Source organism: Streptomyces sp. NPDC008121, assembly GCF_042957155.1.
Lineage (GTDB): Bacteria > Actinomycetota > Actinomycetes > Streptomycetales > Streptomycetaceae > Streptomyces.
The window spans coordinates 460,923-473,469 of sequence record NZ_JBIBHT010000008.1 but is presented as its reverse complement, the minus strand read 5'-3'; the positions used below and the strand labels follow the sequence as shown (position 1 = coordinate 473,469).

The 12,547-nt window shown below is 74.1% G+C and carries 14 protein-coding genes; 1 reads left to right on the top strand and 13 read right to left on the bottom strand.

Annotation, left to right across the window (positions count from 1 at the left end; all coding sequences use genetic code 11):
- Positions 1 to 67 precede the first annotated feature (67 nt).
- The 6 genes from ACFZBD_RS27265 to tsaB all read right to left on the bottom strand — a co-directional run bounded on the left by ACFZBD_RS27265 (position 68) and on the right by tsaB (position 4,108).
- The gene (locus tag ACFZBD_RS27265) at positions 68 to 424 is read right to left on the bottom strand and encodes a YciI family protein (protein WP_391144281.1); all 357 of its coding nucleotides are present in this window, start codon (positions 422 to 424) and stop codon (positions 68 to 70) included.
- 185 nt (positions 425 to 609) lie between these two features.
- The gene (locus ACFZBD_RS27260; RefSeq protein WP_391144279.1) at positions 610 to 1,533 is read right to left on the bottom strand and encodes a polysaccharide deacetylase family protein; all 924 of its coding nucleotides are present in this window, start codon (positions 1,531 to 1,533) and stop codon (positions 610 to 612) included.
- Between the two features lie 43 nt (positions 1,534 to 1,576).
- A complete protein-coding gene (locus ACFZBD_RS27255) occupies positions 1,577 to 1,834 on the bottom strand; it encodes a hypothetical protein (RefSeq protein ID WP_391144415.1) in 258 nt (85 codons plus the stop codon).
- Positions 1,835 to 1,848: 14 nt separating this feature from the next.
- The gene (tsaD, locus tag ACFZBD_RS27250) at positions 1,849 to 2,961 is read right to left on the bottom strand and encodes a tRNA (adenosine(37)-N6)-threonylcarbamoyltransferase complex transferase subunit TsaD (RefSeq protein ID WP_391144277.1); all 1,113 of its coding nucleotides are present in this window, start codon (positions 2,959 to 2,961) and stop codon (positions 1,849 to 1,851) included.
- On the bottom strand, positions 2,961 to 3,425 hold the full coding sequence (gene rimI / locus ACFZBD_RS27245; RefSeq protein WP_391144412.1) for a ribosomal protein S18-alanine N-acetyltransferase: 465 nt from the start codon (positions 3,423 to 3,425) through the stop codon (positions 2,961 to 2,963). Before rimI ends, tsaD begins: the two co-directional genes overlap by 1 nt.
- Positions 3,426 to 3,454: 29 nt before the next feature.
- A complete protein-coding gene (gene tsaB / locus ACFZBD_RS27240) occupies positions 3,455 to 4,108 on the bottom strand; it encodes a tRNA (adenosine(37)-N6)-threonylcarbamoyltransferase complex dimerization subunit type 1 TsaB (protein ID WP_391144275.1) in 654 nt (217 codons plus the stop codon).
- Between the two features lie 101 nt (positions 4,109 to 4,209).
- Here tsaB and ACFZBD_RS27235 point away from each other — a divergent pair, with 101 nt between their 5' ends.
- Positions 4,210 to 4,773, top strand: a complete 564-nt coding sequence (locus tag ACFZBD_RS27235; RefSeq protein WP_391144274.1) for a hypothetical protein — start codon at positions 4,210 to 4,212, stop codon at positions 4,771 to 4,773.
- Positions 4,774 to 4,883: 110 nt separating this feature from the next.
- Here ACFZBD_RS27235 and ACFZBD_RS27230 read toward each other — a convergent pair whose 3' ends face one another.
- From ACFZBD_RS27230 to glmS, 7 genes are all read right to left on the bottom strand, one after another.
- Positions 4,884 to 5,021, bottom strand: a complete 138-nt coding sequence (locus ACFZBD_RS27230) for a hypothetical protein (protein WP_391144272.1) — start codon at positions 5,019 to 5,021, stop codon at positions 4,884 to 4,886.
- Positions 5,022 to 5,185: 164 nt separating this feature from the next.
- Complete coding sequence (tsaE, locus tag ACFZBD_RS27225; RefSeq protein WP_391144270.1) at positions 5,186 to 5,680, bottom strand: tRNA (adenosine(37)-N6)-threonylcarbamoyltransferase complex ATPase subunit type 1 TsaE; 495 nt, start codon at positions 5,678 to 5,680, stop codon at positions 5,186 to 5,188.
- A gap of 10 nt (positions 5,681 to 5,690) precedes the next feature.
- The gene (locus tag ACFZBD_RS27220; RefSeq protein ID WP_391144267.1) at positions 5,691 to 6,866 is read right to left on the bottom strand and encodes an alpha/beta fold hydrolase; all 1,176 of its coding nucleotides are present in this window, start codon (positions 6,864 to 6,866) and stop codon (positions 5,691 to 5,693) included.
- Between the two features lie 124 nt (positions 6,867 to 6,990).
- The gene (alr, locus tag ACFZBD_RS27215; protein ID WP_391144264.1) at positions 6,991 to 8,151 is read right to left on the bottom strand and encodes an alanine racemase; all 1,161 of its coding nucleotides are present in this window, start codon (positions 8,149 to 8,151) and stop codon (positions 6,991 to 6,993) included.
- Between the two features lie 423 nt (positions 8,152 to 8,574).
- A complete protein-coding gene (locus tag ACFZBD_RS27210) occupies positions 8,575 to 10,104 on the bottom strand; it encodes an NAD(P)H-hydrate epimerase (protein WP_391144262.1) in 1,530 nt (509 codons plus the stop codon).
- Between the two features lie 210 nt (positions 10,105 to 10,314).
- The gene (locus ACFZBD_RS27205) at positions 10,315 to 10,683 is read right to left on the bottom strand and encodes a holo-ACP synthase (protein WP_391144259.1); all 369 of its coding nucleotides are present in this window, start codon (positions 10,681 to 10,683) and stop codon (positions 10,315 to 10,317) included.
- A gap of 4 nt (positions 10,684 to 10,687) precedes the next feature.
- Complete coding sequence (gene glmS / locus ACFZBD_RS27200; RefSeq protein ID WP_391144256.1) at positions 10,688 to 12,535, bottom strand: glutamine--fructose-6-phosphate transaminase (isomerizing); 1,848 nt, start codon at positions 12,533 to 12,535, stop codon at positions 10,688 to 10,690.
- Between the last annotated feature and the right edge of the window lie 12 nt (positions 12,536 to 12,547).

The following is a 12,547-nucleotide window of genomic DNA, read 5'->3' as shown; positions in this document are numbered from 1 at the left end:
TCGACGCTGCCCGCGGCGTGGTGTGCTGTCACGGCTCACCATGACAGCACACCCGGCCGCCCGGACGTCAGGACTCTTCGATCTGGCGCACCTCGGCGGTGACCTTCCAGCCCGCCGGGTGCAGCTCCAGGAACCGCCGGGTCCACTCCAGCGCCTCGGCCTTGTCCTTGCACTGGCTGAGGGAGTAGCCGCCGACGACCTCCTTGGTCTCGGTGAAGGGGCCGTCGGTGTAGCTGATCTTCCCGTCGGCCCAGGTCACCCGGGTTCCCTCGGAGGTCGGCAGGAGCCCGGCGGTGTCCAGCATGACGCCGGCCTTGGTGATCTCCTCGAAGAGCGCGCCCATGCGCTCGCCGAACTCGGGTCCTGCCTCCTCCATGTCGATGGTGTTCTCCTCGACGCGGATCATCGTCAGGAAGCGCGGCATGGTGACTCCTCGGTGGTGCGGCGGCGGGGCCGTTCCCCGCCTCTCACTCATACGTCGACCGAGGCGACCCCGCATCGACACGTCCGCCGAAGTTTTTCCTGAACCGCTCCGAAACCGCGCCGGAAACGCCGCCGGACCCGCGCCGGACCCGGCCCGGCGGCGTTTCCGGGGGGGCTCCGCCGGGCTCAGACGTAGTCCTCCAGGCGGGCCACCGTGAAGCCCTGCTCCTGTATGCGGCGCAGCATCGCCGCCGTCATCTCGGTCATCGTGGTGCCCTTGAGCTCGGCCGGTCCCCGGAAGTGGGCCAGGATGATGTCGCCGGGGTGCAGCTTCCGGTCGCCGCGCTGGTACTGCAGGTTCTTGATCTGCATCGACTCGCGCCACAGCACGATCGCGTCGACCCCGCAGCCGCCCGCCGCGGCCCGCGTGTCCTCGTTCCAGTTGCCGTACGGCGGGCGGAAGAGCCGGGGGGCGGTGCCGTACTTCTCGGCCAGCCGGGTCTGCTGGCCGCAGATCTCGCGCTGCTGGGCGGCCCGGCCGAGGGTGCGCAGGTTGGGGTGGGTGAGCGTGTGGTTGGCGACGCCGTTGCCGAGGGCGGCGAGCGGCTCGAAGTAGGTGTAGTCGGTGCGTATCGCCGAGTCGGTGAGGAACATGGTCACGGGGACCTTGAGCTCCTTCATCATCGCCACGAACTCCGGGTCCTTCTCGGCCCCGTCGTCGATCGTGACGAAGACGACCTTGTCGGTCGTCGGTATCTCGCTGATGACCGGTACGGGTCCGCCGGCCGCCCGACGGACCGGCTTGACCTTCGGCGGGGCCGGCGGCGCGGCGAAGGGCTCGAGCCCCCACTTGCGGTACGCGGCGGCGGTCGCCCGCTCCGGCCGCGCCGCCTCCTCGCCGCCCGCCGGGGGCGCCGTGTCCGCCCCTGCGGAGGGCGCCGCCGTCGGGGGCGTCCGGGGAGCCGCGTCGGCTCCCGACGTACACCCCGTCCCGAGCAGAGCCGCCACCGTCAGTACCGCCCACGCCACGATCTTCTTGTCCACGCCGTGTTTGATGCGCGACCGGGTCAGGAGGTTGCGTCCGCGCAAGGCGTGACCGGTGTGAGCCATGTGACCGAGGCGACCGGCGGTGACCGGGGCGAGCGGTATCGGCTCAGGACGCGGGGACGTCCGAGGAGACCGATTCGAAACGCCAGCGGTGCACCGGCCGGGTGACCATCTCCGCGTCGGGCTCGGGCAGTTCCGGCAGGTCCGCGTCGACGGCGTCCGCCTCCCACCAGGTCAGCACGAGGACCCGGCCCCCCTCGGCGCGGAAGGTCTCCCGGCGCAGCGGCTCGGCCGGCAGCGTCCGCGCCCGCGCCCAGTCGAGGAGCGCCTCGCCCCGGCCCTCGGCCGCCCGCGCCTCCCACATGAGGGTCACGGTCGTCACGAGTACAGGTTCTCCTTGCTGATCTCGTGCACGTGGTCGTGATCGTGCCCGTGGCCGTGGTGGGCGCCCGGCACGTGCGGGTCCGTCACCGGCAGGGACGAGTCCGCCGACAGCTCCAGGTCGGAGGCCGGCCGGTTGCGGGCCACCATCTCCGCGCCGAGCGCCGCGACCATCGCGCCGTTGTCCGTGCACAGCCCGGGGCGCGGCACCCGCAGCCGGATCCCGGCCCGCTCGCACCGCTCCTCGGCCAGCGCCCGCAGCCGCGAGTTGGCCGCCACGCCGCCGCCGATCATCAGGTGGTCGACGCCCTCGTCCTTGCAGGCCCGGACGGCCTTGCGGGTCAGCACGTCGACGACCGCCTCCTGGAAGGACGCCGCCACGTCCCGTACCGGCACCTCCTCGCCCGCCGCCCGCTTGGCCTCGATCCAGCGGGCCACGGCGGTCTTCAGACCGGAGAAGGAGAAGTCGTACGCGGGGTCCCTGGAGCCGCTCAGGCCGCGCGGGAAGGCGATCGCGTTCGGGTCGCCCTCCCGGGCGAGCCGGTCGATCACCGGGCCGCCGGGGAAGCCGAGGTCGAGCACGCGCGCGATCTTGTCGAAGGCCTCACCTGCGGCGTCGTCGATGGTGGCGCCCAGCGGCCGCACGTCGGCGGTGATGTCGGGCGCGAGCAGCAGCGACGAGTGGCCGCCGGAGACCAGCAGCGCCATCGTCGGCTCGGGCAGCGGCCCGTGCTCCAGCTGGTCGACGCAGATGTGCGAGGCCAGGTGGTTCACGCCGTACAGCGGCTTGCCGAGGGCGTAGGCGTACGCCTTGGCCGCCGAGACGCCGACGAGCAGCGCGCCGGCGAGACCCGGCCCGGCGGTGACCGCGATGCCGTCGAGGTCCCGCGCGGAGATCCCGGCGTCCTTCAGGGCGCGCTCGATGGTGGGGACCATCGCCTCCAGGTGGGCGCGGGAGGCGATCTCCGGCACCACTCCGCCGAAGCGCGCGTGGGTGTCCACGCTCGACGCGACGGCGTCGGCGAGCAGGGTCGTGCCCCGCACGATGCCGACGCCGGTCTCGTCGCAGGAGGTCTCGATGCCGAGTACGAGCGGTTCGTCAGCAGCCATCAGTCTGTCGTCTCTGTTCCTTGAACGGTCAATCGCATGACAAGCGCGTCCACGTTGCCGGGCTGGTAGTAGCCGCGCCGGAAGCCGATGGGCTCGAAGCCGAAGCGCGCGTACAGCTTCTGGGCCCGGGTGTTGTCCACCCGTACCTCCAGCAGCACCTCCTCGCACTCGAAGGCGGTGGCGTGCTGGAGCAGGTCGGTGAGCAGCCGGGCGCCGAGCCCGGTCCCCCACTGGTCGCGGGCGACGGCGATCGTCTGGACGTCGCCGAGGCCGCCGGCCGCGGCGAGCCCGGCGTAGCCGACGACCCGGCCGTCCGCCGGGTCCTCGGCGGTGACGTAGCGGCGGGTGGCGCCGGGGCCGCGCGCGTGGGCCAGCTCGGACCAGAACATCCCCTCGGACCAGGCGTCCTCGGGGAACAGCTCGTGTTCGAGTGCGAGCACGGGCTCGATGTCCCACCAGCGCATCTCCCGCAGTACGGCGGCGGTGACGGCGGTCACTGGGGAGTGACCACCTTGTAGTTCTTGGGCACCTGCGCGTCGGGGCGGCGCAGGTACATCGGCAGCGGGTCGAGGAAGTCCGTCCCGGCGGCGAGCTTCTCCGCCGCGAGGGCGGCGAGCGCCGCGGCGGACTGGTGCTCGGGGTCGCGGGCGTCGGCGAAGACCTCGGGGTAGAGGCGCGCCCCGGCGCCGACGGCCGGCAGTCCGGTGACGTCCGCGGCGATCTCCGCGGGCCGGTCGACGGCGGCGTCGGTCACCCGCGTGCGGGAGTCGTCGTACCGCGCCCAGTAGACCTCCTTGCGGCGCGCGTCCGTCGCGACGACGAACGGCTCCTCGATCCCGGAGGCGTACGCGAGCCCGTCCAGCGTGCACAGGCCGTGCACCGGCACGCCGAGCGCGGAGGCGAAGGTGGCGGCGGTGACCAGGCCGACCCGCAGTCCGGTGTACGGCCCCGGTCCGACGCCGACGACGACGCCGGTGACGGCGTCGATCTTGAGCCCGGCCTCCTTGAGGACCCGGTCGACGGCGGGCAGCAGCAGCTCCCCGTGGCGGCGGGCGTCGACCTGGCGGGACTCGGCGACGACGGAGTCGCCGTCGTGGAGGGCGACGGTGACGGCGGGTGTGGCGGTATCCATGGCGAGCAAGAGCACGCAAACAGCCTACGGCTCCCGGCGCCCTGGCACGGCGCCCCGTGCCACCTGGCCGCTGCTGCTACCGTCACCACCGATACATACGTACGGAGGAGGCCACGGTGGCACGGAGCAGCTCGGGATTCGTGGCCGGGCTCACGGCGGCGGCGATCGCCGCGGTCGCCTTCCTCGCCTATCAGGCGTCGGCGAACGCCCCGGCCGACGTGTCGGCGAAGCCCCGGACGCCCCACGCCGCGCCGTCGGCCGCGCCCACCGGCGGGCCGAAGCAGAAGCCCAAGGACCCGCTCGCCGTGCCGGGGAACTCCGGCAGCGGCGCCCGGGTCGTCTACGGGCTGAGCGAGCGCCGGGTCTGGCTGGTCGACGAGAAGGGCCAGGCCACGCACTCCTTCTCGGTGATGCCGAGCACGGTGAACCCGCCGCCGGGGGCGTACAAGGTGACCTCGCGGTCGGGCTCGGTGACCGGCTCCGACGGTGTGCGGATCGAGCACGTGGTGCGGTTCGCGACGGTGCAGGACGTCACGGTCGGCTTCAGCGCGGCCGTCGACGGCTCGCTCCCGGCGCCGGACCCGAAGCGGAAGACCGGCGGCATCCGCATGAAGCGGGCGGACGGCGACGCGATGTGGACGTTCGCCGCGATCGGCGCGAAGGTCGTCGTCGTCGCTTAGCGGGGGCGGAGCGGCGGAGCCCTTACCGTCGGCGCGCGGCCGCCCGTCGAGGTCCCGGCGGCCTCGTCACTCGTACGGGTCACGCCTCCGCCGTCGCGAAGGCCGGCCGCTTACGCGGCTTCGCGCCGGGCCGGGCCCTCGGGCTCGATGTCAGGGACGGCGGCGGCGGACTCCGGCTGCTCGTCCGGCTCGCGCGGCGGGGTCGAGACCGCGCTCGCCGCGGCACAGGACGCCAGCAGATCGCTCATAGGGATCCGGTCCGCTGCGCGTGCCCGCTCTGGCGTCGCCATGAATGCCTCCCGTAGGTTAGGTACACCTAACCAGCTCGTGCCTCCATGTCACCACGGCTCGTACGACCGACGCAACATCTTCCCGACAGCTTGTCGGAAGCTACGGACGTTCCCCTACCCCGTCACCCCCCGAGGTCAAGCCTCGCGTCCGCCCACCGGTCGCCGATCCCGCGCAGCACGACCGTGCGCCGGTCGTCGTCGGTGGCGCCGACGACCCGGTGGATCAGCACGTGCAGCCGGTCGTCCGTCAGGTCCTCGACCTTGCCGTCGCCCCACTCCACGACCACCACCGACTCGGGCAGCGAGACGTCGAGGTCGAGGTCCTCCATCTCGTCCAGGCCGCCGCCGAGGCGGTACGCGTCGACGTGGACCAGGGCCGGGCCGCCGACCAGGGAGGGGTGGACGCGGGCGATGACGAAGGTCGGCGAGGTGACGGCGCCCCGGACGCCGAGACCCTCCCCCAGGCCACGGGTCAGCGTCGTCTTGCCCGCGCCCAGCTCGCCCGTGAGCATCACGAGGTCGCCCGGGCGCAGCAGGCCGGCGAGGCGGCGGCCGATCTCCCGCATCTCCTCGGCGGAGTCGACATCGAGCGTGGCGGCGTTGTGCGGTGCTTCCATACGGGCCAATTTATCCGTTGCCCGAGCCCGCCTTCGCGCCCGTCGCCGAGGGGACCGCACCGACCCGGGCGAGGAGGTCCGCCAGCCGGTCGGTGACCGCCTCGGGGTGCTCCAGCATGACCAGGTGCCCGGCGTCGGGGAGGATGACCAGCTCGCTCTCCGGCAGCAGGTCGGCGATGGCCTCGGTGTGCGAGCTGGGGGTGACCAGGTCGCGTTCGCCGGCCAGCGCGAGCACCGGCACCTCGCGGAAGACGGGGAGCACCGCCGCCTTGTCGTGCTCGCTGAAGGCCGGATAGAACTCGGCGACCACGTCGATCGGGGTGGCCTCGATCATCCGTTCCGCGAACCGGGCCACCGCCGGATCGACGTCCCGGGAGGAGAACGAGTACTTCTTGATGAGCCCCGCGAACAGGTCGGCGGTGGCCCTGCGGCCGCGTTCGACCAGCTCCGTCTGCGAGCCGAGCGCCTTCAGCACGCCGGGCAGGACACGCCGTATCGCGTTGACCCCGGCCGTCGGGAGCCCGTAGTTCACCTCGCCGAGCCTGCCGCAGGAGGTGCCCACGAAGGCGACCCCGACGACCCGTTCCCGGATCAGCTCGGGGTAGCGGTCGGCGAGCGCCATGATCGTCATGCCGCCCATGGAGTGGCCGACCAGGACCAACGGCCCCTCGGGCGCGGCCGCGTCGATGACCGCCTTCAGGTCGCGGCCCAGCTGGTCGATGGTGACGGGCACGCCGCCGGGTCCGGCCTGGGAGACGCCGCGGGCCGAACGCCCGTGGCTGCGCTGGTCCCAGTGGACGGTACGGACCAGTCCGCGCAGCGCGGCCCGCTGGAAGTGCCAGGAGTCCTGGCCGAGGCAGTACCCGTGGCTGAAGACGACGGTGACGGGGGCGGGGGGCTTGCGCCCGAACAGGCGCCGTTTACGCGGGGCGCCGGCCTCCGCGTCGACCTCGTCGGTCTCGTAGTACAGCTCGGTGGTGTCGTCGGCGAGCGCCTTGCCGGGGGTGCCCCGCACGGACCCGTAGGGGGCGGAGGCGTCGAGGGCGAGCCGCGCCTTCTGCCGCATGCCGCGCCCGACGGTGAGCCGTTCGAGGGCGACGCCCGCGGCCGCGCCGGCCGCGAGCACGCCTATCGCGGCACCGGCGAACCCGGCGCGGCGCCAGTGGTCGGTGCTGGACTCGCTCACTCCCGCTCCCTGATGACTCGTATCCGTATCCGTATCCGTATCCGTGTCCATACCGTGCCCGTGCCCGCATCCTGTCCGGATGCGCGCCCGAGTCGCGGATGTACCCGTTTCCGTACCGGTGCGTTCAGTCCGTCTCGTTCAGAAAGACGCGTGGGACGCGGGCGCCGATGCGGGTGACGATCTCGTACGCGATGGTGCCGGCGGCCACGGCCCAGTCCTCGGCGGTCGGCTCGCCCCGGTCGCCGGGGCCGAAGAGCAGCGCCTCGGCGCCGGGTTCGACGGTGTCGCCGCCCAGGTCGACCACGAACTGGTCCATGGCGACCCGGCCGGCCACCCGGCGGACCGTGTCGCCGACGAGGACGGGCCCGCGGCCGGAGGCGTGGCGGGGGACGCCGTCGGCGTAGCCGAGGGGGACGAGGCCGAGGTGGGTCTCGTCCTCGGTGACGTAGTGGTGTCCGTAGCTGACGCCGTGCCCGGCCGGGACCTGCTTCACCAGCGCGACGCTCGCCTTGAGCGACATCACGGGGCGCAGTCCGAAGTCGGCCGGGGTGCCGACCTCGGGGATCGGCGAGACGCCGTACATGGCGATGCCGGGCCGGACGAGGTCGAAGTAGCTCTCGGGGAGGGTGAGGGTGGCCGGGGAGTTGGCGATGTGCCTCACCTCGGGGTCGACGCCCGCCTTCTCGGCGTACTCCAGCACGGTGTGGAAGACGTCGAGCTGGGAGGCGATGGAGGGGTGGCCGGGCTCGTCGGCGCAGGCGAAGTGCGACCAGAGGCCGGTGATCCGCACCAGGCCCTGGCCCTCGGCCTTGAGTGCCTCGCCGACGAGTTGGGGCCAGTCGGCGGGCTGGCAGCCGTTGCGGCCGAGACCGGTGTCGGCCTTGAGCTGGATCCGCGCGGGCCGGCCGGTGGCGCGGGCCGCCTCGACGACCTCCCGCAGGGCCCACAGACCGCTGACGGTCATGTCGAGCCCGGCCTCGATGCCGTCCGCCCACGGGTCGCCGGGGGTCCACAGCCAGCACAGGAGGCGGGCGTCGGCTTCCGTGATCCCGGCCGCGCGCAGGGCCAGCGCCTCGTGCGGGGTGGCGGTGCCGAGCCAGGTGGCACCGGCCTGGAGAGCGGCGCGGGCGCAGGGCACGGCGCCGTGTCCGTACGCGTCCGCCTTGACCACGGCCATGACCTGGGCGTGGGGCGCGACGCGGGCACGGAGCGTGCGGACGTTCGCACGCAGCGCACCGAGGTCGATCTCGGCGCGGGCTCGGCGGGGCGGCGGTGTCTCAGTCATCGCGCCCAGTCTCTCAGGTGTCGGCTCCCGGCCCGCTTTCCCGGCCTGTCGGGCCGGTCACGCGGGGTGGGGGGTGGGGCGGGGGTGGGGCCCTTGGGGCGGGGGGCTCGGGGCGGGGGGGCTCGGGGAGGGCGCGCGGCGAACCGGGTGCGGGCCCGGGGCTGATGCCGGGGGCGGCCGGGGAACGGGAGCGCGGGCGGGTGGTGTTGGGGTGGCGCCGACGGTTTCACCCGGCCGGAGTCGCCCGTTCGGCCGGGCGGGACACGCGCTCAGGACCGGTCCGACGGCGCGGGAAAGCCCTCCCCACGCCCCTGACGGCACCCGCGCGCCCCTGATGGCGACCCCGACGGCACCCGCGCGCGCCCCTGACGGCCGGTGCGCCTACGTCCCGGACTCCGACTCCGCCCCTGACGGCCGGTCCGCCTACGCCCCGGGCTCCGCCCCTGACAAGGTCACGTCGCGCCATGCGCCGGGCAGGGCCTCCGCCACCTCGGCCGCCGTGATCGGGCCGCCGCCGGACGCGCGGCGGGCCGCGAGACCGTGGAGGTACGCCGCCACCGACCCGGCGTCCAGGGCCGGGAGGGCCGCCGCGAGCAGCGAGCCCGCAAGGCCGGACAGGACGTCGCCGCTGCCGGCCGTGGCCAGCCACGACGTCCCCGTCGGGTTGACCCGGACCGGCCCCGCGACCCGCCGCACGTCCCCCCGCGCGCCCGCCCCCGCGGAGTCGGCCGCTCCGGAGGACCCTGCCGGCTCCCGCTCCTCGCCCGGTTCCGCCACCAGCGTCGTCGAGCCCTTGAGCAGCACCGTCGCGCCGAAGCGCCCCGCCAGTTCCCGTACCGCCGCGAGCCGGCCCGACTCGACCTCCTCCCGGGAGACGCCGAGCAGGGCCGCCGCCTCCCCGGCGTGCGGGGTGAGCAGGGTCGGAGCCGTACGCGCGCGCACCACCCCTACGGGCAGGTCCCGCAGCCCGTCCGCGTCGACCAGGACCGGTACGTCGGAGGCGAGGACCTCCTCGACGCCGGGCCCGTCGCCGATCCCCGGGCCGACCACCCACGCCTGGACCCGCCCCGCCTTCCGCGGCGGCCCCGCGTGCACCAGCGTCTCGGGGAAACGGGCGATCACCGCGTCCGCGGCCGGGCCGACGTACCGCACCGCGCCCGCACCGCCCCGCAGCGCCCCCGCCACCGAGAGGACCGCCGCGCCCGGATAGCGCGCGGATCCGGCGACGACGCCCACCACCCCGCGCCGGTACTTGTCGCTCTCCGCACCCGGCACGGGCAGCAGCCGGGACACGTCCTCGTGCTGGAGCGCCTGGAGTTCGGGGAGCGAGGGCAGATGGTCGCCGAGCCCGATGTCGACGAGCCGCAGGGCCCCCGCGTACTCCCGGGCGGGGTCGATCAGCAGCCCCGGCTTGTACGCGCCGAAGGTCACCGTCGCGTCCGCCCGCAGCGCCTCCCCCGCCACCTGACCGGTGTCCGCGTCGACACCGCTCGGCAGGTCGACGGCGACGACGACCGCGTCCGAACCGCGGGCCGCCCGGGCGACCGGGACGGCGTCCGGCCGCAGCCCCCCGCGCCCGCCGATGCCGGTGATCCCGTCGAGGACGAGATCCGCGACGGCCAGCGGCTCGAACGGATCCTCCGCGACCCGCCCGCCGGCCGCCCGCAGCGCGGCGAGACCGCCTTCGTGGGCGCGGGCGCCCAGCAGCACGGCCGTCACGCCCGCGCCGCGCCGCGCGAGCCGCGCACCGGCGTAGAGGGCGTCACCGCCGTTGTCCCCGCTGCCGACGAGGAGGACGACTCTCGCTCCGTACACCCGTCCGCGCCCCAGGAGCGAGACGCAGGCGGCGGCGAGCCCGGCCGCGGCCCGGTGCATCAGCGCGCCGTCGGGCAGACGGCTCATCAGCTCGGCCTCGGCGGCCCGTACGGTCTCCACGCGGTAAGCGGTACGCATGCCCCGCAGTCTGCTCTGCCGCGCGGCCCGGCCCAAGCCCCGGCCCACGCCCGCGCGCCGCCGCCCCCGCGCGCGGACCACACCACGGGCATGACGGGGCACATCCGCTCCCCCGCGCGCGGACCACACCACGGGCATAGCGGGGCACCTCCGCGCCCCCGCGCGCGGGTGGACCGGCCTCGCTCGAACGGAACGGCCGGCCCCCGCCCGTCACCCTTCCGCGATCACCACCGCCGACGCGACCCCCGCGTCGTGGCTGAGCGAGACGTGCCAGTGCCGCACGCCCAGCTCCGCCGCGCGCGCCGCCACCGTGCCGCGCACCCGCAGCCGGGGTCGGCCGCTCTCCTCGACGTACACCTCCGCGTCCGTCCAGTGCAGACCGGCGGGCGCGCCGAGCGCCTTCGCCAGCGCCTCCTTCGCGGCGAACCGGACCGCAAGCGAGGCGGGCCCCCGCCGCTCACCGCTCGGCAGCAGCAGCTCCCGGTCGACGAAGAGGCGCCCGAGGAGCCCCGGGGTCCGCTCCACCGATGCCGCGAAGCGGTCCACCTCGGCCACGTCGATCCCCACCCCGATGATCATTCACTCACTCCACGGTCACAGATTTCGCCAGGTTGCGCGGCTGGTCCACCTCGTTGCCGCGCGCCGTCGCCAGTTCGCAGGCGAAAACCTGGAGCGGCACGGTGGAGACCAGCGGCTGGAGCAGCGTAGGCGTTGCCGGGATGCGGATGAGGTGGTCGGCGTAGGGGGCGACGGCCTCGTCGCCCTCCTCGGCGATCACGATGGTCCGCGCGCCGCGGGCCCGGATCTCCTGGATGTTGGAGACGACCTTGTCGTGGAGGACGGAGCGGCCCTTGGGCGACGGCACCACCACGACGACCGGCAGGTCCTCCTCGATGAGGGCGATCGGCCCGTGCTTGAGCTCCCCGGCGGCGAAGCCCTCGGCGTGCATGTACGCGAGTTCCTTGAGCTTCAGCGCGCCTTCCAGGGCGACGGGGTAGCCGACGTGCCGGCCGAGGAAGAGGACGGTGTTCTTGTGGGCGAGTGAGCGGGCCAGCGCGCGTACCGGCTCCATGGTCTCCAGGACCCGCTCGACCTCGTCGCCGATCCGGGCCAGCTCCCGGATGACGGCGCCGATCTCGTCGCCCCACTTCGTCCCCCGTACCTGCCCCAGGTACAGCGCGACCAGGTAGCACGCCACGAGCTGCGTCAGGAACGCCTTGGTGGAGGCGACGGCGACCTCGGGGCCGGCGTGCGTGTAGAGGACGGCGTCCGACTCGCGGGGGATGGTGGAGCCGTTGGTGTTGCAGATGGCGAGCACCTTCGCGCCCTGTTCGCGGGCGTGCCGCAGGGCCATCAGGGTGTCCATGGTCTCGCCGGACTGGGAGATGGCGATGACGAGGGTGCGCCGGTCGAGGATCGGGTCGCGGTAGCGGAACTCGCTGGCCAGCTCCACCTCGCAGGGGATGCGGGTCCAGTGCTCGATGGCGTACTTCGCGATGAGACCGGAGTGGAAGGCGGTGCCGCAGGCGATGATGACGACCTTGTCGGCCTCGCGGAGCACGGTGGCGGGGATGCGCACCTCGTCGAGCCTGAGGCGGCCCTCGGCGTCGATGCGGCCGAGGAGGGTGTCGGCGACGGCCTTCGGCTGCTCGGCGATCTCCTTGAGCATGAAGTAGTCGTAGCCGCCCTTCTCGGCGGCGGAGGCGTCCCAGTCGACGTGGTACGCCCGTACGTCCGCGGGCGCCCCGTCGAAGTCGGTGACGGTGACGCCGTCACGGCGCAGTTCGACGACCTGGTCCTGGCCGAGCTCGATGGCCGCCCGGGTGTGGGCGATGAAGGCGGCGACGTCCGAGGCGAGGAAGAACTCGCCCTCGCCGACGCCGACGACGAGGGGGGAGTTGCGGCGCGCGCCGACGACCGCGTCGGGGTCGTCGGCGTGCACGGCGACCAGCGTGAAGGCCCCGTCGAGGCGGCGGCACACCATGCGCATCGACTCGGCCAGGTCCCCGCAGGAGGAGAACTGCTCGGCGAGGAGGTGGGCCACGACCTCGGTGTCCGTCTCGGACGCGAGGTCGTGGCCGCGCTCCTGCAGCTCGGCGCGGAGGGCGGCGAAGTTCTCGATGATGCCGTTGTGGACGACGGCGACGCGGCCCGCGTTGTCGAGGTGCGGGTGCGCGTTGGCGTCGGTCGGGCCGCCGTGGGTGGCCCACCGGGTGTGCCCGATGCCGGTGGAACCGCTCGGCAGCGGGCGGTCCACGAGTTCCTTCTCCAGATTGACGAGCTTGCCCGCCTTCTTGGCGGCGGCGAGCCCCCCGTCGGAGAGCACCGCGACACCGGCCGAGTCGTAGCCCCGGTACTCGAGCCGCTTGAGACCCGCGATCACCACATCAAGCGCCGACTGCCCGCCGACGTAACCCACGATTCCGCACATGGCGGCAGCCTA